Genomic DNA, 18,786 nt, shown 5'->3' on the forward strand with positions numbered 1-18,786 from the left:
CAGGTCCTCCACGGGGTAGGTCAACTGCGCCAATGTTACGTGCGGAAGAACTAGCCGCTGTCGGGGTGCGAGCGGCCGGTTCGTGGGTGAAGATGCGCAGATGAGTCCCTCCCGCCCGTTGTTCGACGGCTATCTGGACCCACGCCGCCCGCATGCCGGGGCGTACGACGAGATGTTCGACCCGGTCGACGGCGTCCGTACGGCGTACAAGCGGCTGCACGACTCGCTGACACCCTTGCAGCCCGCCGACCTGACCACCCGGTCCGAGGCGCTGGACCGGGCGCTGGTGGACCAGGGCATCACGTTCAGCCTGTCGGGGGAGGAGCGGCCGTTCCCGCTGGATCTGGTGCCGCGGGTGATCACGGCGGCGGAGTGGTCCCGGCTGGAGCGCGGTGTGGTCCAGCGGGTGCGTGCGCTGGAGGCGTTCCTGGCCGACATCTACGGCGAGCAGCAGATCGTCGCGGACGGAGTCCTGCCGCGCCGGCTGATCACCTCCTGCGAGCACTTCCACCGGCAAGCGGCCGGCATCGCACCGCCGAACGGTGTCCGCATCCACGTGGCCGGTATCGACGTGGTCCGCGACGAGCAGGGCGACTTCCGAGTGCTCGAGGACAACCTGCGCAGCCCGTCCGGGGTGTCGTACGTGATGGAGAACCGCCGGACGATGGCGCGGGTGTTCCCGGACCTGTTCGCCAAGCACCGGGTCCGGGCGGTGGGCGACTACGCCGTACACCTGCTCCGGGCGCTGCGGGCGGCGGCTCCGCCCGGTGCGACCGATCCGAACGTCGTAGTACTGACACCGGGCGTCTACAACTCGGCGTACTTCGAGCATTCGCTGCTGGCGCGCCAGATGGGGGTGGAGCTGGTCGAGGGCCGGGACCTGTTCGCCCGCAACAACGTTCTCTACCTGCGGACCACCGAGGGCGAGCAGCGGGTCGACGTGATCTACCGGCGGATCGACGACGAGTTCCTCGACCCGGTGCAGTTCCTTCCGGACTCCGCGCTCGGTGTGGCCGGTCTGGTGAACGCAGCGCGGGCAGGCAACGTGGTGATCGCCAACGCGGTCGGCAACGGCGTCGGCGACGACAAGCTGATCTACACGTACCTGCCCGAGATCCTGAAGTACTACCTGGGCGAGACGCCGCTGTTGCCGAACGTCGACACGTACCGCTGCTGGCTGCCGGCGGAGCAGACCGAAGTACTGGACCGCCTCGACGAGCTGGTCACCAAGCCGGTGGAGGGCTCTGGTGGATACGGCATCGTCTTCGGGCCGGATGCCTCGCCCAAGGACCTCCAGGCGCAGCGTCGCCGCATCAAGGCCAATCCGCGCGGCTGGATCGCGCAACCCGTCGTACAGCTGTCCACTGTGCCCACCAAGGTCGGTGAACGCCTGCAACCGCGGCATGTGGACCTGCGGCCGTTCGCGGTCAACGACGGCAACGACGTGTTCGTTCTCCCCGGTGGGCTGACCAGAGTGGCGATCCCGGAGGGCAGTCTGATCGTCAACTCGTCACAGGGCGGCGGCTCCAAGGACACCTGGGTGCTGGCGCCCAGGGCGTCCGACGAGGACGCCGAACTCCGCGGACCCGGTCTGGGGACGGCGGCGGTGAAGTCGGACGGCGCGTCGACGCCGGAGCGCGGTCCGGAACTGAACGTCGCCCAACAGCAGCAGCAACAGTGATGGGGAGGTGCTGACGATGCTCGCACGCAACGCCGAGTCGCTGTACTGGATCGGCCGGTACGTCGAACGCGCGGACGACACCGCTCGGATCCTCGACGTGTCCGTCCACCAACTGCTCGAGGACGCCACTGTCGACGCGAACACGGCCAGCCGCAGGCTGCTGTCGGTCCTCGGCATCACCCCTCCCAGTGGCAGCACGCTGGACGTGTGGGGACTGACCGAGCTGGTGGCGATGTCGCCGGAGACCGGATCGATCGTCTCCTCGATCGCCAGCGCTCGCGAGAACACCCGCGTCGCGCGCGAGGTGGTGTCCAGCGAGCTGTGGCAGTGCATCAACGCCATGTGGAACGCCGTACCCGAGCGGCAGCGGGCAGCGCGGCGCGTGGGGCCGCACGAGTTCTTCACGTTCGTGGAGGACCGGGCGGCGATGTTCGCCGGGCTGGCCGACTCCACGATGAGCCGGGACGACGGATGGCGGTTCCTCGTCCTCGGCCGGTCGGTGGAGCGCGTGGACATGATCGTGCGGATGCTGATGTCCCGCGTCGACGACCGGCCGACGTCACCAGGCTGGGTGACGGTACTGCGTTCTGCTGGTGCGCATGACACGTACTTGCGGACGTACCGGGGTGCACTGGATGCGTCGCGGGTGGTGCAGTTCTTGTTGATGGACCGACTGTTCCCGCGGTCGGTGTTCCATGCGCTGCAGCAGGCGGAGTCCTGTCTCGACGACCTCGACCACGGGCCGACGGCGCGGATCGGTGCGCGTGCGGAGGCGGCGCGGTTGCTGGGCAAGGCCCGGAGCGATCTGGAGTTCTTGCGGCCGGCGGACCTGCTGGACGACCTGACCGGCAGACTGCAGGACCTGCAGACCATGGTCCGCGAGGTGGGCGAGGCCGTGTCGCGCCAGTACTTCCATGCGGTCCCATGGATCGAGTGGAACAACGCGGAGGTGAACCTGTGAACTGGCGTCTCCGAGTGGTTCACACAACGGGCTACCGCTACCAGACTGCCGTCACGCAGTCGTACAACGAGGCCAGGCTGACCCCGCGTCATGACAACCGGCAGAACCTCATGGTGGCGCGGCTGGAGACAGTCCCCGCGACCCGCGCGTACAAGTACACCGACTACTGGGGTACTGAGGTCACCGCCTTCGACCTGCATGCTCCGCACACCGAGCTGAAGGTGATCGCGGCATCCGTTGTCGAGACGACCGATCAGGTAGCGCCGTCCGCCGACGCGACCTGGTCCCAGCTGAAGTCACCTGAGGTCCTGGACGCGTACTCCGAGTACCTCGAATGGACCAGCTACGTCCCGAAGCACGGCGAGCTCAGTGCAGTGGCGCGCTCGTTGCGCAAAGGCCGTACGCCGCAAGAGACCGTGCTGGCGGTGTCCAAGTGGGTGCACGGCAAGCTGAAGTACCAACGCGGCACCACTGGCGTGCACTCGTCGGCTGTCGACGCCTGGCAGGCCGGTGAGGGCGTCTGTCAGGACTACGCGCACCTGACCCTGGCCATGCTGCGGGCGGTCGGCCTGCCGGTTCGCTATGTCTCCGGCTACCTGCACACGAAGCCGGATGCCGCAGTGGGTGAGACGGTCGTCGGTGAGAGTCATGCGTGGGTGGAGGCGTGGACCGGTGAGTGGTGGGGATTCGACCCGACCAACGACATCTCGATCGGGCACCGGCACGTCTGGGTGGCGACCGGGCGGGACTACGCCGACGTGTCGCCGCTGAAAGGCATCTACTCGGGTGGCGCCGCGACAGCCATCGAGGTGACCGTCGACATGACCCGGTTAGCCTGAGCGCATGCGGGCCATGACAGTGACGCCGGGCAAGTCCGACTCGGCGAGAGTAGGCGAGGTCCCGGAGCCTCCCGTTGCCGACGGTTCGATCCTGGTGGAGGGCCTGCTGACGGGCATCTGCGGGACCGACATCGAGCTGGTCTCCGGGGCGTTCGGCAGTGGACGGCCGGGCTCCGACCACCTCGTCATCGGACATGAGTCGCTCGGGCGGGTGCTGGAGGCACCTGTGGGTTCCGGCTTCGTCTCCGGCGATCTGGTCGCCGGAGTGGTCCGCCGACCGGACCCTGTGCCCTGTCCGGCGTGTGCGCGCGGCGAGTGGGACTTCTGCCGCAACGGGCAGTACACCGAGCGCGGCATCAAGGAGATGGACGGGTACGGCGCTGAGCGCTGGCGCGTCGACCCGTACTTCGCCGTACCGGTGCCTGCTGAGCTCGGAGAGCTCGGTGTCCTCGTGGAGCCGGCCAGCATCCTGACCAAGGCGTGGGAGCAGGTGGACCGGGTCGGCGCCCGGTCGTGGTTCGGTCCGCAGCACGTCCTCGTCACGGGAGCCGGTCCGATCGGCCTGCTCGCGGCCCTCATCGCCAAGCAGCGCGGGTACGACGTACATGTGCTCGACAGGGTCGCCGACGGGCTGAAGCCGGAGCTCGTACGGGCGCTGGGCGGGACCTACCTGACCGACCTGGGACAGCTCGGTGCCGTGCCGGATGTAGTGATCGAGGCAACCGGAGCCGGGCAGCTCGTGTTCGACTGCGCATCGCTCCTGCCGCCGGCCGGTGTGATGTGCCTGGCCGGGATCCACCCCGGTCCGGCGACCGTCGACGTACAGCTGGACGCGCTGGTCCGGCAGTTGGTGGTGCGCAACGCCGCGCTGGTCGGGACGGTGAACGCGGGCAAGCGGCACTACGCGGACGCTGTGGACGTGCTGCTCGCGGCCGACCGGGCCTGGCTGCAGCGGTTGATCACCCGGACTGTGCCGCTCTCACAGTGGCCGGATGCATTGGTGCGGGAACCGGACGACATCAAGGTGGTCGTGGACTTGCAGGGCTGACCTGCGAGGATGGTGGTGACGAGGGCAGGCCTGGGGCATCCCGGGCCAAGGCCCGCCGATGGAAGGGAGCGTCGACACGTGTCGGACACGAAGGCTCGGAGCGCCGAGCAGATCGAGGCGGACATCGCCGCCACCCGGGCACGGTTGGCCTCGACCGTGGACGAGCTGGTCGACCGGGCGAACCCGAAGAACGTGGCGCTGCGTCAGGTCGAGCAGGCCAAGTCCCAGGTCTTCGACGAGCAGGGCCGGCTGCGGACCCAGAAGATCGTCGCTGTGGCCGGTGCCGTGGTCGGTGTCGTCGGTGTGCTGCTGGTGATCCGCCGGCTGGTGGGTCGCCGGTGACTCCACGCAAGCGGCTGTCGGACGACAAGCTCCCGATCCGGATGCTGCACGACCGCGTCCTGGTCTCCCTCGAGCAGGAGGGTGAGCGCAAGTCGTCGGCCGGCATCCTGATCCCCGCGACCGCACAGATGGGTCGCCGGCTCGCCTGGGCCAAGGTGGTCGCGGTCGGCGCGAACGTGCGGACCGTCGAGGTCGACGACCGCGTCCTGTTCGACCCGGAGGACCGGGCCGAGGTCGAGGTCCGCGGGGACGACTACATCCTCCTCCGCGAACGCGACCTGCACGCGGTAGCCGCCGGCCGCCTGGAAGACGGCCAGACCGGCCTCTATCTCTGAAACTTGAAGCGGGCAGGCGCTTTCGCGCCGCCCGTGACCAGGTCGCGGACGAATTCTCCGACCAGCGGCACGAACTTGAAGCCCTGGCCGGAGAAGCCGGCGGCGACGGTGATCGGTCCCGCGCGGTCGATGACGAAGTTGGCAGACGGCGTGTTGTCGTAGAGGCAGCTGATCGCAGTGGATCGTCCCGCGTCCAGTCCGGGGTACCACTGCTCGACGTACCGGTAGAGAGTCGAGTCCCGCTCCGGCTCCGGCCGGAAGTCCCGGGTGTCAGGGTCGACCACCGGCCCACTTGCGTGCAGCCCGACTTTCACGCCTGACCCAGGCTCGTAGAGACCGTAGCTGTCGGGGCCCCAGTGGACGAAGCTGGGCCACTCGGTGTCCTCGGACAGCGGCGTGAAGAACCGTGGCTGTTCCTGAGTCACTCGGAACGGCGGCAACGGCACCAGACCGCCCAGGAGCTTCGGAGTCCACGGTCCGGCAGTCACAACGACGTGCTGCGCCCGCACTGCCCCACCTGGTACGTCGAGCTCTACCAGCTCGTCGTGGATCCGCAGCGCCCGTACTGGCGACTGCACACGGAACTCTGCACCCAGCCGGGCGGCGACGGTCTGCAGCGCGTGGACGGCGCGATCGGCGTACAACCGTCCCGAGCCCTGTTGGTAGAGCACCGGGCTCTCGAACCGGAACCCGGGCCACCGCTCGGCGGCCTCCTCCGCTGTCAGCACCGACCCGGTTGCCGCATGCAACGACCGGAAGGCGTCGACCGAGTCGGCTGTCATCCCGTGATCGATCCCGCCGGTCTCTTCGAGCAGCGTCTCGTCCGAGTCGGACTCCAGTTCACGCCACAAGGGCCGCACCCGCTCGGTCAGCTCAGCCACCTCGGCGTCGTCCGCCGCCGGCCGGAACAACCGCGTCGCGCCGTGCGGTCCACCCCGCTCGTGCCCGAGCGTGAACTGCTCCAGGACCACGACGTCGCGCCCCGCGGCCGCCAGCGCGCGAGCCGCCGCCGACCCCATCGCGCCGGCCCCCACCACCGCCACCTCGTACGTCATCGGAGCAGCGTACGAGGTGGGAGCCGTGTGCAGGAGGGCTCAGAAGCTGTTCGGGCCGAAGCGGAAGATCGCTACCAGGGCGGCGAGGATCAGGACGACGAGGTTGAGGACGACCTGCGGTAGCTCCTTGCGGCGGCCGTGGGTGATGATCGCGCCGATCATGATGACGGCCAGGCCGGTCGCGGCCAGCGGGACCAGGATCGGGGCGATGTCCAGGGCGCCGGGGAGGATCACGCCGATCGCACCGAGCACCTCGGCGGTCGCGATCAGCTTGATGGAGCCGGCCGAGAAGTCCTCGACCCAGCCCATGTTGCCGCTGGCGAGCAGCTTGCGGCGGTCCTGGGTCAGCTTGGTCACGCCGGCGGCGAGGAAGAAGGCGGCCAGCACCCCGGCGACGATCCACAGAAAGACGTTCATGTCCTACTCTCGGTCATTGGTTGATGCGTCAACTCAACGCTACCTGCCCGGGGTCCTGGACTACCAGCTGCAGCGTGACTCCGGGCTGACGCACTTCGAGTACTCGGTTTCGTCCGCGGCCGGCCGCGGACGACGGGCGGATCACCGTCGCCACCATCACCGACCGCCGGAGCAGTTGGCGCAGTTGAAGGACATCGCCGACACGATTCTGGCCAAGGTCGATCCAGGCACGTCCTGCTGAGTTTCTCGCGGAGCGGGCAGCCGGAGGCGAAGCGGTCGGCGGGCGGGGGAGAATGGCCCCGTGATCTTCGAGACCTCCAGCCGGTTGCCAGACTTCCCGTGGGACAAGCTCGCCCCCTACAAGCAGAAGGCGGCCGAGCATCCCGACGGCATTGTCGACCTCTCGGTCGGCAGTCCGGTCGACCCGGTGCCGGATCTGGTGAAGAAGGCGCTGGCCGACGCCGCGGACGCCCCGGCGTACCCGACCACGATCGGTACGTCGGCTGCGCGGCAGGCGGCCGTGGACTGGATGGCCAGGCGCCTCGACGTGACCGGAGTGGACCCGCAGAGCGGCGTACTGCCTGTGATCGGGACCAAAGAGCTGATCATGATGCTGCCGACGCTGCTCGGCATCGGCGCCGGTGACACAGTCCTGATCCCGGACCTGGCGTACCCGACATACGAGGCCGGTGCGGCACTCGCCCGGGCGACCAGCGTGCCGGTCGCGGACCCCACGACGTACGACGGGCCGGTGCGGGTCGCGTACCTGAACTCACCGCGCAATCCGTCCGGTGAGATCACGTCTGCGGACGATCTGCGGCGTGCGGTCGAGTGGGCGCGAGCCAACGACGTACTGCTGGTCAACGACGAGTGCTACATCGAGTTCGGCTGGGACGAGAAGCCGGTGTCCGTGCTGCACCCGGACGTGTCGGGTGGCAGCTTCGACAATCTGCTTGCGGTGCACTCGCTGTCCAAGCGGTCCAACCTGGCCGGATACCGCGGCGGCTTCGTCGCGGGTGATCCGACGGTGGTGGCCGAGCTGCTTGCCGTGCGCAAGCATGCTGGGCTGATGGTGCCGTCGCCGATCCAGGCTGCGATGGCGGCCGCGTTCGCGGACGACGTACACGTCGAGGAGCAGCGTGCGCGCTATCTCCGCCGGCGCGCGGTACTGCGGGATGCGCTGACCGACGCGGGCTGGGAGATCACGCTGTCCAACGGTGGCCTCTATCTGTGGGCGTCACACCCGTCGTACGACGCCTACGGGTCTGTGGCTGCGCTGGCGGACCGGGGCATCTTGGTCGCGCCGGGTGCGTTCTACGGCACCGCCGGTGAGCGGCATGTCCGAGTCGCCCTGACCGGGACCGACGAGCGCATCGATTCAGCAGTGAAGCGACTACAGGAATAAACGTAGTCAGCGCTCCCCTGTGACGTATCCCGGTGTGGCCGCCTCTTAATAGGGGTACGGGTGTTGTCAAGGGGAGGGTGAGGCGGATGCGACGCTTCGTTGGGGTGGCTGTTGCGGTGCTGCTGGGTCTGGGGCCGGTGAGTGTCGCGTATGCCGACGACTCGCCGGCGCCCAGTGTCACGCCCGGTGTCACGCTGAGTGTCACGCCTAGTCAGACGCCCTCGTCTCCGACTCCGATTCCGACTCCGACACCCACACCAACCTCGAGTGTGACGCCGGCGGCGACTCCCGCGCCGGACTGGTCGATCACGCTGGACCAGCCGGCCGCGTCCTGGGAGGACAAGCCGACGGTCTTCACCGGCAAGATCAGCAAGCCGATCACCGGGTCGTACATCACCTTGTGGCAGCGCGTCCCCGGTGCCTGGGTGCTGCGGGCGTCGACGCGCACTACTACCGGCGGCGTGTACAGGTTCAGCTACATCTCGGCGTACACCGGGACCTGGGCGTTCCGCACGATGATCGGCGTCAAGGCGGAGACGGCACTCGCGATCTCGGCGTACCGGACCGTGCCGATCCAGGACCGGAAGATCCTGATCAACACACCGGCGGCCTGGTACGCCACGCTGACCGGCGTCTCGGTCATCGGCCGGATGGTGCCGGCCGAGCCGGGCAAGGAGCTCGCGCTGCAGAGCTATCTCGGCAGCGGCAAGTGGCAGTTGCTCAACATCGGCGTCATGGATGCCAAGGGCAACTTCCGGCTCCGGGTTCCCGATGATCTCCCGGCCACCCGGACGGTGCGCGTCGTCACCCGGTACGTCAGCCAGGCCGCGATGGAGTACTCCGGCCTCGCGACGATCGTCATCAAAGCAGCATTGAACCCCAAGGTGTACGCCGTCTCCGCTGCGATGGTGCCGAACACGTACCGGGCCGGCTGTCCGGTCGCGCCGGCGTCACTGCGGCTGCTGCAGCTGAACTACTGGGGTTTCGACGGCCATGTGCACCGAGGCGAGCTGATCCTGCGGGACGCCGCCGTGGCGAAGATGATCACGGTCTGGACCACGACGTTCGCGTCGAAGTTCCCGATCCGGCAGATGCGGCGGGTGGATGTGTTCGGCGGCAGCGACGTCAAGTCGATGGCGGCCGACAACACGTCGGCGTTCAACTGCCGACGAGTGACCGGTGATCCGTACTCGCTGTCGCCGCACTCGTACGGGTGGGCGATCGACATCAACACCGTGGAGAACCCGTACCTGGCCGCGAACGGCGTCTGGTATCCGTCGAACGGGCTGGCGTACCGCACGCGTACGCCGGCGCGTCCGGGCATGCTGTTCGCGAGCAGCGTCGCCACGAAGGCTCTGGTCGCCCAGGGGTACTTCTGGGGTGCCGGGTGGGCGAAGCCCGACTACCAGCACTTTGAGCCGAAGTGACAGGCGTTGGCCTGGGCGGACGTGCCGGCGCCGGGGTAGCGGTTGCCGGTGCGCTGGCCGTGGTGCTCGTCGGCTGCAGTTCCAACTCGGCGGCCCAGCAGCCCGCGCCGGGGGTAGTTCCGCGGTCGGCGCCGAGTGCCTCGCCGGTCATCCCGAGCACGGTCGGTGGGACGGTGCCAGTGCCTCCCGCCACCATGAGCACCGCCAAGCCGACGGATGCGGCTGTGCCGCCGGAGGTCCCGGAGCAGGCGACCGCTCCGCCGCCGGCCAACGCCGGACCGCTCACCGCGCGCAACCTGCCGACCCCCGAGAAGCTCGGCGCCGGTTGGAAGACCTACAGCGACCCCGGTGGTGCTGAGGCCGGCTTCATCGGTAACAACACCTGGACCCGCCGCCGCGACCCCCACCAGGCGTCCTACGAGGCCCTACCCTCCGGCTGTGCAGGCCGACCGGTCACCGGCTCGCTCCCAGTCCCCGCCTACGCACTGAGCGGCAGCTACCGCACAGCAGACGCCCAGCCCGCCACCGCCCTCTTGCTCCGCTTCACCACTCCCGCCAAGGCCCAGGCGTACTACACCGGCTACACGACCCGCATGAAGTCCTGCGGCACAGGCGGCGACCTATCTGTCCAACAACTCTGGACCACCCCCACAGCAGCCGCAGCAGTCCGCGCATACACCGGCGCCGAGTCCTACGTAGACCTCTCTGTCCTACAAGGCTCGACGGTCGCCCTCCTCGCAGCCACGTCCACCCAGCCCGACAAACAGTCCGACTGGGCCCACACCATCGCACCCACTCTCGAAGAGGTGATAGATAGATCTTAAAGTTGTATTACCTTTCAGTATTTCGTGACTTACACTCCGGTTATGGGTGACTTCGACCGGTATGCCCGTCTGACCGCGAGCCTCGATGCGCCGTACGCGGTGATCGATCTCGACGCGTTCCGGCGCAACGCTGATGACCTGGTCCGTCGCGCCGCCGGCACGCCGATCCGGATCGCCTCCAAGTCGGTCCGGTGCCGCGCGCTGATCGCCGCCGCGCTCGAGCGCCCCGGCTTCCACGGCGTCATGAGCTACGCGCTCCCGGAGGCGCTCTGGCTGGCGCGCAACGGTGTCGACGACATCCTGCTCGGCTATCCGACCACCCACCGGACCGCGCTGCGCGAGCTGTCCGAGGACGCCGAGGCGGCCGCCCGGATCACGCTGATGATCGACTCGCCGGAGCACCTCGGGTACATCAAGGCGACCGCGACCGGCAGCGCCCGCATCCAGGTCTGCCTCGACGTCGATGCGTCGCTCCGCGTCTTCGGCCAGCACCTCGGCGTACGCCGCTCGCCGCTGCGGACCCCCGCCGACGTCGCGGCCCTCGCCCGCACCGTCACCGCCGACGACGCGTTCGAGCTGGCCGGCGTGATGTTCTACGAGGCGCAGATCGCCGGCCTACCGGACACCTCTCCGGCCGTCCGCTGGATCAAGCGCCGTTCGGCCGCCGAGCTCGCGGACCGCCGCGGTGCGGTCGTCGACGCGGTCAAGCAGGTCGGTGCGCTCCGGATCGTCAACAGCGGCGGGACGGGCAGCCTCGAGATCAGCAGCGCCGACCCGGTTGTCACCGAGGTCACCGCCGGCTCCGGCCTCTACGGCCCGACCCTCTTCGACAAGTACGACGTCTTCCAGCCCGCGCACGCGATGGCGTACGCACTCGACGTCGTACGGCGTCCCGCCCCGCGCATCGCCACGCTCTTCGGCGGCGGGTACGTAGCCTCGGGACCGGCGAAGAAGTCACGACTGCCGCTGCCCGCTTCGCCGGCCGGCCTGAAGCTGCTCGGCACCGAAGGCGCAGGCGAGGTGCAGACTCCGGTCCAGGGACAATCGGCCGATCGGCTGAATCTCGGCGACAGAGTGTGGATGCGCTACGCGAAGGCGGGCGAGATGCTGGAGCGGTTCGACGTCGTGCACGCGATCGACGGTGAGCAACTGACCTCGTTGGTCACGTATCGGGGCGAAGGGAAGAACTTCGGATGAGCACCTGGCGGAACTGGGCCGGCACCGAGTCGGCGACCGGGATCGAGACCCTGCGCCCGGGTTCGACCGACGAGCTCGCCGCCACGGTCAAGGCCGCCGCTGACCAGGGCAAGAAGCTCAAGGCAGTCGGTTCCGGCCACTCGTTCACTGGCTGCTCGGTGCCACAGGAGGTGATGATCCGCCTCGACGGGCTGTCGTCGATCACTCGGGCCGACCAGGCGTCCGGCCGGGTGACGGTCGGCGCCGGCACCGGCCTGCGGAAGCTGAATGCGGGTCTGGCGGCATTCGACCTCGCGATGGCGAACCTCGGCGACATCGACAAGCAGACCATCTCCGGCGCGATCTCCACCGGCACCCACGGGACCGGCGCGCGACTCGGCGGGCTCGCGACCCAGGTCGTCGCGCTCGACCTGGTCACCGCGGACGGCTCCGTGCTGCACTGCTCGGCGGAGGAGAACGCAGATGTCTTCGCCGCGGCCCGGGTCTCGGTCGGGGCGCTCGGCGTGATCAGCTCGCTGACCCTGCAGTGCGTGCCGGCGTTCCTGCTCCGGGCGCAGGAGATGCCGCTGCCGCTGACCGACGTACTGGACGGCTTCGACGAGCTTGCCGACGGCAACGATCACTTCGAGTTCTACTGGTTCCCGCACACCGGCATCGCACTGACCAAGCGGAACAACCGGGTCGCGGCCGGCGTCGACGCCTCCCCGGTCGGCCGGATCCGCGGGTGGGTCGACGACGAACTGCTGTCCAACAAGGTCTTCGAGCTGACCAACCGGCTCGCCGTGCGACGGCCGGGGATGGTGCCGCGGATCAATCAGCTCGCCTCGCGAGCGCTGTCGGCCCGGGAGTACGTCGACTCGTCGTACAAGGTGTTCTGTTCTGAGCGCAACGTGATCTTCCGTGAGTCGGAGTACGCCGTGCCGCGCGAGCACGTTGTCGACGTGATCCGCCGGCTCCGGGATTGGATCGACACGTCGGGGTCGCGGATCCCGTTCCCGATCGAGGTCCGGGTGGCCGCGCCGGACGACATCTGGCTGTCCACGGCGTCCGGCCGGGAGACGGCGTACGTCGCGATCCACCAGTACCACCGGCTGCCGCACGATCCGTACTTCCAGGCGTTCGAGAGCATCGTCGCCGAGTTCGACGGACGGCCGCACTGGGGCAAGCTGCATACCCTCACCGCGACCGACCTGCGCACGCGGTACCCGCACTTCGACGACTTCCTCGCCGTCCGCGACCGGCTCGACCCGCAACGAGTCTTCGAGAACCAGTACACCCGTCAAGTCTTCGGCTGACGCCTAGGCGGGTGAGCGATAGCCTTCGGGCATGAGCGAACGAAGTGAGCTCATCATCCAATACAGCGCCTGTTGTGTCTCATCGGCGCCCGGAGCGAAGCGAGGACGTCGATGAGCACTGCGGAGGGGCTCGAACCATTGGTCGAGGATTGGCAGAAGGCGCTGGCGATCGTTGCGCACCCGGACGATCTCGAGTGGGGATCGGCGGCCGCGATCGCGCGCTGGACGGGGCAGGGCAAGCAGGTCGCGTACTGCCTGCTGACGTCCGGTGAGGCGGGGATCGACGGCGTCGACCCGGCCGAATGCGGTCCGCTGCGGGAAGCCGAGGAGATCGAGTCGGCCCGGATCGTCGGGGTGTCATCGGTCGAGTTCCTCGGTCAGCCCGACGGCACGATCGAGTACGGCGTACCGCTGCGCCGCGTGATCGCCGCCGCGATCCGCCGGCACCAGCCGGAGATCGTCATCACCGGCAACTTCCACGACACCTGGGACGGCGACGTGGCGCTGAACCAGGCCGACCACATCAACACCGGTCGCGCGACGATGGACGCGGTCCGGGACGCCGCCAACCGGTGGATCTTCCCCGACGCCGGCGACAAGTGGGACGGCGTCCGGCAGGTCTGGGCGGCCGGTTCACCCAACTCGCGGCACGGGGTGGACACGACCGACACGTTCGACCTGGGCCTGCAGTCGCTGAAGGCGCACCAGGCCTACATCGACGGGTTGAACCGCGCGTTCGACCCGGAGGAGTTCCTCGAAGGCGTTTCGCGCCCGACCGGCACTCGGCTGGGGACGAAGTACGGCGCGCGGTTCGAAGTCTTCACTCCGTAGGGAGGTCGCGGGACGCCTGCAGGTGCGGGGGCATCGGCTTGGGGCGGCGCGGTTCACGGTCGCCGGCGGTGCCGGGCCCGGGTGGGTTGCCCGGGCCGACCCACGAGCGGACCAGCGCGCGGCCGCCCTTGCGGGTCATCCGGTGCAGGTCGATCTGCTGGACCTGGCCGGCCGGGATACCGAGCTGGGCCAGGCTCCGGTTCGCCATCGCACACGCCACGTCGTGCTTGCGCGGCGACATCTTCTGCTGCAGGACGACCGCGATCGTCCCGTCCGGGAGATCTTCGATCCGCTGGAACCGCATGCCCTTGTCCAGCGACCAGGACTTCAGGGCGAGCTCGAGGTAGTCGGAGTCGGACAGTCGTCGATCGGTCTTCGCGCGCACAACCACTTCGTAACGGGCCATATCCCGATCATCCGTCGCCGTGCCGAGCTTTTCCAGACAGTTGGTCGATCGCCGCTGCTACCTGGGCGGGATTGGAGATCAGCGTCAGGTGGTTGGCGTCCGGGATCAGGGCCGGCGCGGGGGCGCCGATGCGGGTCGCGGTCTCGGTCGGGTTGCCGCCGTTGGTGTCGAGCGCGCCGAACACGACCGACTTCGGGATCGGCAGCTCGCGGAGATTCGCCAGCCGGTCGGCGGACACGGCCGGGATACCGTGCGCGGTCATCTGCCAGACCGCCTTCTCCGCTCCCGGCTGCCGGAACGGGCGGGTCCAGTCGTCGACGTCCATCGCGGGGCAGTCGGGGGAGCAGACACTCTTGTAGATCTTCTTCAGCAGCCAGCCCTGGTCGAGTACGAGCCGGAACAGCGAGGTCCGGTACGGCGGGACGATCAGCCACCGCGGCGGGCCGGCCTGCCCGCCCGGCAGCGGTAGCCCGTCGCCGTCGAGGAACATGATCCCGCCGATCCGATTCGGCGCCTCCAGCGTCGCCTCGGCCGCGACGCCCGCGCCGAGCGAGTGCCCGACCAGGATCGGTCGCGGCTCACCCGGGCCGCCGAGGTGCATCGCATCCAGGAATCCGAGTAGCTGTGCCGCGAGATGCTCGATCGTGTACGGCGCCTTGCGCTCGGAGTACCCGTAACCGGTGATGTCGTAGGCGTACACGCGATGGCTGGTCGCGAGCAGCGGGACGAGCGCCGACCAGGTGTCGACGGATTCGGCCGCACCGTGGACGAGCACGACGGGCGTTCCCGACGTACCCCAGGTTTCGTAGCGGGTGTTGATGTCGCCGGCCTCGACGTACTTCAGGCCAGGAGGTGGTGCGGCGGTCCCGCTGGTGGCGACGTTGTAGCCGAGCGATGCCAGGGTGACGATCAGCCAGAGCCCGAGAAGTCCCAGAAACCCCCGCCAGAGGAACCGTTTCACGCCACCTAGTGTTGCAGGATGCGCTGGGACTCGGTGAGGACGGCGGGGGAGGCGATGGACTGCCAGCGCGGGATCTGCTCCTGCAGGAACGGGCCGAGCTCGAGCGCACGTTCGGGGTCGTTCTCGAGGACGTCGAGCTCGTTGACGATGGTCAGGTCGACGAAGTCGCGGAGGTCCTCGGTGCCGAGCTCTTCGGACGTGCCGGTGAAGCGGTCGGTGACCGTGCGGTGCTCGGCGAGGTCGCGCCAGGTGGTCTCGCGGTCGCAGGCGCCGTACCGGTAGACGATCAGCTCGGCCTCGGTGCCGATCACCGAGTCCAGGACCGGGCGTTCGGTCTGCCAGTCGAAGAGGTGGGTGGGGAAGCCGTCGGTCCCGTACGCGGCGTGGGCGAGGCCCGCGATCGCCAGCGTGTCGGAGGCCCCGAGCGAGCTGAGGCGCTTGGCGACCCGGTGCAGGTGGACATAGAGGCTTCCGCCCGCGTGGTCGATCTCGTCGGCGCCGCGCACCAGCAGCAGCGAACCCAAGTCCTGGAAAGTGCTCATCTGACCCCTTCTCACCCCGGAGCGGCCAAATCGCTCGAACAGATCAGGGCACTCGGACCGGCCCAGGTCACCCACGGTAAGGCCAATCACCCACCCCCGCCCACAGCTGCGGCGTGCCGTTTCGGTCACACCCCGTTCATTCCCTGTTCCCCGAGGCTCCGGCGGTCAGGACTTCACCGGACCACACCCCGGACCGTCCCCTGAATCCCGGGCTCACCCATTCCCACCGCCGATCCTGCTGCCGACCATGAATCCATGAGTAACGCCGCAGCCCGCTGGACCTTGATCGCCGTCATGGCCGCCATGACCCTGCTCACCATCACGCTGACAACCGCGCTCAGCTAGGTCGTTGCTGTTGGCAAGGGATCGAGGGCGCGGCGGGTCTCCTCGAGGAGACGGTGCAGGAGTGGATTCGCGGTGTGTTCGGGCCAGATCAGGGCCAGCACGTTCGGCGGGGCGTCGACCAGCGGAAGCCACGTCAGCCTGGGGTGGGCGAAGTACGTGACGGTGGACGCCGGCGCGATCCAGCAGCCGTGGCCCGCCGCGACCAGGTGCAGGCACTCCTCCGGAGTTCGCGCCTGCGGTCCGAAGACGGCGCGGCTGCCGTCCGGTCGCGGGTCGATGAACCAGAAGTTCACCACCGCCTCGGGCATCCCGTCCCGCGGACCGACCACGGGCACGTCGGCGAGATCCGCGATGCACAACGTCGTACGGCTCTCCAGCCGATGTCCCGGCGGTAGCGCGACCCACCGTTCCTCTTCGAGCAAGGGATGCACGGTGAACCGCGGATCGTCCCCGATCGGCAACCACAGGAACGCGGCATCGGCCCGCCCCTCGACCAGCGCGTCGATCTCGTCCGGCAGCGTGTGCGACGAGATCGGCCGTACCTCGACCTCCGGCGCTTCCCGTCGCAGTGCCGCCTCGACCGCGGGCATGAAGTGCGCCGTACTCTGCGCTTTGAAGGTGATGCGCAGCGGATCTGGCCGTCCCGCAGCGGTCAGCCGCGCCTCGGTCACCATCGCCTGCGCGGACGACAACAATGCGGCACCTTGCTTCAGCACAATCTCGCCGGCCGCGGTCAGCTCGATGCCGGTCGGGCGACGCTCGACCAGCGGGGTCCCGACCACGCGCTCCAGTTGACGGATCTGCCCGCTGACCGCCTGCTGGGTCAGATTGAGGACCCCGGCGGCGCGCGTCATGCTGCCCTCCGCCGCAACGGCTTCGAGTGCCTCCAGGAGCCGCAAGCTCAGATCCACGCCGTCCTCACATCCACCCGGCCATCGTGCCACAACGATTCGTTGTGCCCTCGCCAACAAGTCCCTGTTTCCGTCACCCCCGATCTCGGCGGACGATCGGAACAGGTCACGTGAAGGGAGAACGAAGAGGATGACGCTCAAGGGGAGAACGGCGCTCGTCACCGGCTCGTCGAAGGGGCTGGGCCGGGCGATCCTGCTCCGCCTGGCCGCCGAGGGCGCGAACGTCGTGGTCAACTACTCCCGCGACGAGTCCGCCGCGAACGAGGTCCTGGACGCCGCCACGGCGCTCGGCGTCCAGGCCATCTCGGTCGCCGCCGACGTGTCCCAGGTCGACGGCATCCAGCGGCTGTACGACGCGACGCTGGACGAGTTCGGCCAGGTCGACATCGTGGTCGCGAACGCCGGCATGGAGAAGGTGAACGTCCCGGTCGCGGACGTCACCGAGGAGGACTTCGACCTGCTGTTCCGGGTCAACACCAAGGGCCCGTACTTCGTCCTGCGCGAGGCGGCCCGCCGGATCGCCGACAACGGCCGGATCATCACGATCTCGTCGAACACCACCACGGTCCCGCAGTTGGGCGTCGGTCTGTACGGCACCAGCAAGGTCGCCACCGGCTACCTGGCCCGCGTGCTCGCGCTGGAACTCGGGCCGCGCGGGATCACCGTGAACACGATCGTGCCAGGCCCGATCGACGGCGCGGGCATCTTCACCGATCCGGCGAACGACGAGTACAAGCGGAGCCTGGTCGCGATGGTGCCGATCGGGCGGCTGGGCACGACCGAGGACGTGGCCGGGATCGCGGCCTTCCTGGCGAGCGAGGAGGCCGGGCTGATCACCGGCCAGCAGATCGTCGCCGACGGCGGCATGCACTGAGCTGAATCAATCGAGGGAGAGCACAGCAATGACAGGAACGATGCGTGCGGCCCAGGTCCAGCAGGCCGGCGGACCCTTCGTGGTGACCGATGTGCCGATCCCGGAGCCCGCGGCCGGGCAGATCCGGGTGAAGGTCCACGCCTGCGGGATCTGCGGCGGCGACGCGATCCCGCGGAACGCGCTGTTCGGCACCGTGCTGCCGCGGATCCCCGGGCACGAGATCGCCGGGGTCGTGGACGCGGTCGGCGAGGGCGTCACGGTCTGGGAGGTCGGCCAGCGGGTCGGTGTCGGCTGGTCGGGCGGGGTCGACTTCACCTGCGAGTTCTGCCGCCGCGGCGATTTCACGAACTGCGTCAGCCGGACGATCGTCGGCACGTCGTACGACGGTGGGTACGCCGAGTTCATGGTCGCGCCGCAGGACGCGGTGGCGCGGATCCCGGAGGGGCTGACCTTCGAGGACGCGGCGCCGTTGATGTGTGGCGGGATCACGGCCTTCAACGCACTCCGGCACGCGCCTGCCGGGCCGGGGGACACGATCGCGGTGCAGGGCGTCGGCGGTGTCGGTCACCTGGCGATCCAGTTCGCCGACAAGATGGGCTTCCGGACGGTGGCGATCAACCGCGGCCGGGACAAGGAGAAGCTCGCACGCCAGCTCGGGGCGGACGAGTACATCGACAGCAACGAGGGTGACGCCGGCGAGGCCCTGAAGGCGCTGGGCGGCGCGGCCGTCGTCATCGCGACGGTGTCACGCGCCGACCTTCAGTCGGACCTGGTCAAGGGCCTCCGGCCGAACGGTGAGCTGATCGTCCTCGAGGGCGGCGACCCGATCCAGGTCAGCGGTCATGCGCTCGCCGAGGGTCGGCTGTCGGTGTCCGGCTGGTACTCCGGGGTTGCCCAGGACTCCGAGGACACGTTGAACTTCGCGGTGCTGAAGAACATCCGGCCGATCATCGAGACCTTCCCGCTCGAGCAGGCCGAGGACGCCTGGCAACACCAGCCCAGGGCGAACCTCCGCGTCGTGCTCAAGACCCAGCCCCAGTAGACCCAACCTGAGTCGATCCCCAGAACCCGTCCGCAATCCACCTCACAC

Annotated in this window: 21 protein-coding genes; 15 read left to right on the forward strand and 6 right to left on the reverse strand. The window is 68.8% G+C overall.

The genetic code is table 11. The features are described from left to right. The first annotated feature begins 100 nt into the window (after positions 1-100). From OHA18_RS24250 to OHA18_RS24275, 6 genes are all read left to right on the forward strand, one after another. On the forward strand, positions 101-1,681 hold the full coding sequence (locus OHA18_RS24250) for a circularly permuted type 2 ATP-grasp protein (RefSeq protein WP_328997571.1): 1,581 nt from the start codon (positions 101-103) through the stop codon (positions 1,679-1,681). 16 nt (positions 1,682-1,697) lie between these two features. Beyond that, positions 1,698-2,642: an alpha-E domain-containing protein gene (locus tag OHA18_RS24255; RefSeq protein ID WP_328997572.1), complete on the forward strand. Its 945-nt coding sequence runs from the start codon at positions 1,698-1,700 to the stop codon at positions 2,640-2,642. A gap of 14 nt (positions 2,643-2,656) precedes the next feature. Beyond that, positions 2,657-3,481, forward strand: a complete 825-nt coding sequence (locus OHA18_RS24260; RefSeq protein ID WP_328997573.1) for a transglutaminase family protein — start codon at positions 2,657-2,659, stop codon at positions 3,479-3,481. Between the two features lie 4 nt (positions 3,482-3,485). Then, positions 3,486-4,529: a glucose 1-dehydrogenase gene (locus OHA18_RS24265; protein WP_328997574.1), complete on the forward strand. Its 1,044-nt coding sequence runs from the start codon at positions 3,486-3,488 to the stop codon at positions 4,527-4,529. Positions 4,530-4,607: 78 nt separating this feature from the next. After that, positions 4,608-4,871 carry a DUF3618 domain-containing protein gene (locus OHA18_RS24270; protein WP_328997575.1) on the forward strand — a complete coding sequence of 88 codons (264 nt, stop codon included), beginning with the start codon at positions 4,608-4,610 and terminating at the stop codon, positions 4,869-4,871. Beyond that, positions 4,868-5,206, forward strand: a complete 339-nt coding sequence (locus OHA18_RS24275; protein ID WP_132210994.1) for a GroES family chaperonin — start codon at positions 4,868-4,870, stop codon at positions 5,204-5,206. The genes OHA18_RS24270 and OHA18_RS24275 overlap by 4 nt, the downstream gene beginning before the upstream one ends. Here the strand turns inward: OHA18_RS24275 and OHA18_RS24280 are convergent. After that, entirely contained in the window at positions 5,197-6,261 is a 1,065-nt protein-coding gene (locus OHA18_RS24280) for an FAD-dependent oxidoreductase (RefSeq protein ID WP_328997576.1), read from the reverse strand. The two genes, OHA18_RS24275 and OHA18_RS24280, sit on opposite strands and share 10 nt — an antisense overlap. A 39-nt stretch (positions 6,262-6,300) precedes the next feature. Then, the gene (locus OHA18_RS24285) at positions 6,301-6,678 is read right to left on the reverse strand and encodes a DoxX family protein (RefSeq protein ID WP_328997577.1); all 378 of its coding nucleotides are present in this window, start codon (positions 6,676-6,678) and stop codon (positions 6,301-6,303) included. A gap of 16 nt (positions 6,679-6,694) precedes the next feature. Here OHA18_RS24285 and OHA18_RS24290 point away from each other — a divergent pair, with 16 nt between their 5' ends. From OHA18_RS24290 to OHA18_RS24320, 7 genes are all read left to right on the forward strand, one after another. Then, positions 6,695-6,919: a hypothetical protein gene (locus OHA18_RS24290; RefSeq protein WP_328997578.1), complete on the forward strand. Its 225-nt coding sequence runs from the start codon at positions 6,695-6,697 to the stop codon at positions 6,917-6,919. A gap of 63 nt (positions 6,920-6,982) precedes the next feature. Next, on the forward strand, positions 6,983-8,083 hold the full coding sequence (gene dapC, locus OHA18_RS24295; protein ID WP_329006157.1) for a succinyldiaminopimelate transaminase: 1,101 nt from the start codon (positions 6,983-6,985) through the stop codon (positions 8,081-8,083). 86 nt (positions 8,084-8,169) lie between these two features. Beyond that, a complete protein-coding gene (locus OHA18_RS24300) occupies positions 8,170-9,510 on the forward strand; it encodes a M15 family metallopeptidase (RefSeq protein ID WP_328997579.1) in 1,341 nt (446 codons plus the stop codon). After that, positions 9,507-10,334, forward strand: a complete 828-nt coding sequence (locus OHA18_RS24305) for a hypothetical protein (RefSeq protein WP_328997580.1) — start codon at positions 9,507-9,509, stop codon at positions 10,332-10,334. The genes OHA18_RS24300 and OHA18_RS24305 overlap by 4 nt, the downstream gene beginning before the upstream one ends. A 42-nt stretch (positions 10,335-10,376) precedes the next feature. Beyond that, a complete protein-coding gene (locus OHA18_RS24310) occupies positions 10,377-11,531 on the forward strand; it encodes an amino acid deaminase/aldolase (protein ID WP_328997581.1) in 1,155 nt (384 codons plus the stop codon). After that, positions 11,528-12,826, forward strand: coding sequence for a D-arabinono-1,4-lactone oxidase (locus OHA18_RS24315; protein ID WP_328997582.1), 1,299 nt, complete (start codon positions 11,528-11,530; stop codon positions 12,824-12,826). The genes OHA18_RS24310 and OHA18_RS24315 overlap by 4 nt, the downstream gene beginning before the upstream one ends. 111 nt (positions 12,827-12,937) lie before the next feature. Next, positions 12,938-13,657 carry a PIG-L deacetylase family protein gene (locus tag OHA18_RS24320; RefSeq protein WP_328997583.1) on the forward strand — a complete coding sequence of 240 codons (720 nt, stop codon included), beginning with the start codon at positions 12,938-12,940 and terminating at the stop codon, positions 13,655-13,657. Here OHA18_RS24320 and OHA18_RS24325 read toward each other — a convergent pair. From OHA18_RS24325 to OHA18_RS24340, 4 genes are all read right to left on the reverse strand, one after another. After that, complete coding sequence (locus tag OHA18_RS24325) at positions 13,647-14,063, reverse strand: hypothetical protein (RefSeq protein WP_328997584.1); 417 nt, start codon at positions 14,061-14,063, stop codon at positions 13,647-13,649. The two genes, OHA18_RS24320 and OHA18_RS24325, sit on opposite strands and share 11 nt — an antisense overlap. A 7-nt stretch (positions 14,064-14,070) precedes the next feature. Continuing rightward, a complete protein-coding gene (locus tag OHA18_RS24330; RefSeq protein WP_328997585.1) occupies positions 14,071-15,024 on the reverse strand; it encodes an alpha/beta fold hydrolase in 954 nt (317 codons plus the stop codon). A 5-nt stretch (positions 15,025-15,029) separates the two neighbouring features. Then, positions 15,030-15,566: a DUF6817 domain-containing protein gene (locus tag OHA18_RS24335; protein ID WP_328997586.1), complete on the reverse strand. Its 537-nt coding sequence runs from the start codon at positions 15,564-15,566 to the stop codon at positions 15,030-15,032. A 341-nt stretch (positions 15,567-15,907) separates the two neighbouring features. Then, positions 15,908-16,822 (reverse strand): LysR family transcriptional regulator, encoded by a 915-nt coding sequence (locus tag OHA18_RS24340; RefSeq protein ID WP_328997587.1) that lies wholly within the window; start codon positions 16,820-16,822, stop codon positions 15,908-15,910. Positions 16,823-16,952: 130 nt separating this feature from the next. Between OHA18_RS24340 and OHA18_RS24345 the strand changes: the two genes are divergently transcribed. Both OHA18_RS24345 and OHA18_RS24350 read left to right on the forward strand, forming a co-directional pair. Further along, positions 16,953-17,696, forward strand: a complete 744-nt coding sequence (locus OHA18_RS24345) for an SDR family oxidoreductase (protein ID WP_328997588.1) — start codon at positions 16,953-16,955, stop codon at positions 17,694-17,696. Positions 17,697-17,724: 28 nt separating this feature from the next. Beyond that, the gene (locus OHA18_RS24350; RefSeq protein WP_328997589.1) at positions 17,725-18,738 is read left to right on the forward strand and encodes an alcohol dehydrogenase catalytic domain-containing protein; all 1,014 of its coding nucleotides are present in this window, start codon (positions 17,725-17,727) and stop codon (positions 18,736-18,738) included. Positions 18,739-18,786: the final 48 nt, after the last annotated feature.

The sequence above is a fragment of the Kribbella sp. NBC_00709 genome, from assembly GCF_036226565.1.
Classification (GTDB): domain Bacteria; phylum Actinomycetota; class Actinomycetes; order Propionibacteriales; family Kribbellaceae; genus Kribbella.

Coding starts and splice junctions, on each gene's coding strand:
- OHA18_RS24250 (WP_328997571.1), top strand. CDS start 101: ATGAGTCCCTCCCGCCCGTTGTTCGACGGCTATCTGGACCCACGCCGC.
- OHA18_RS24255 (WP_328997572.1), top strand. CDS start 1,698: ATGCTCGCACGCAACGCCGAGTCGCTGTACTGGATCGGCCGGTACGTC.
- OHA18_RS24265 (WP_328997574.1), top strand. CDS start 3,486: ATGCGGGCCATGACAGTGACGCCGGGCAAGTCCGACTCGGCGAGAGTA.
- OHA18_RS24280 (WP_328997576.1), bottom strand. CDS start 6,261: ATGACGTACGAGGTGGCGGTGGTGGGGGCCGGCGCGATGGGGTCGGCG.
- OHA18_RS24285 (WP_328997577.1), bottom strand. CDS start 6,678: ATGAACGTCTTTCTGTGGATCGTCGCCGGGGTGCTGGCCGCCTTCTTC.
- OHA18_RS24300 (WP_328997579.1), top strand. CDS start 8,170: ATGCGACGCTTCGTTGGGGTGGCTGTTGCGGTGCTGCTGGGTCTGGGG.
- OHA18_RS24310 (WP_328997581.1), top strand. CDS start 10,377: ATGGGTGACTTCGACCGGTATGCCCGTCTGACCGCGAGCCTCGATGCG.
- OHA18_RS24315 (WP_328997582.1), top strand. CDS start 11,528: ATGAGCACCTGGCGGAACTGGGCCGGCACCGAGTCGGCGACCGGGATC.
- OHA18_RS24320 (WP_328997583.1), top strand. CDS start 12,938: ATGAGCACTGCGGAGGGGCTCGAACCATTGGTCGAGGATTGGCAGAAG.
- OHA18_RS24325 (WP_328997584.1), bottom strand. CDS start 14,063: ATGGCCCGTTACGAAGTGGTTGTGCGCGCGAAGACCGATCGACGACTG.
- OHA18_RS24335 (WP_328997586.1), bottom strand. CDS start 15,566: ATGAGCACTTTCCAGGACTTGGGTTCGCTGCTGCTGGTGCGCGGCGCC.
- OHA18_RS24345 (WP_328997588.1), top strand. CDS start 16,953: ATGACGCTCAAGGGGAGAACGGCGCTCGTCACCGGCTCGTCGAAGGGG.
- OHA18_RS24350 (WP_328997589.1), top strand. CDS start 17,725: ATGACAGGAACGATGCGTGCGGCCCAGGTCCAGCAGGCCGGCGGACCC.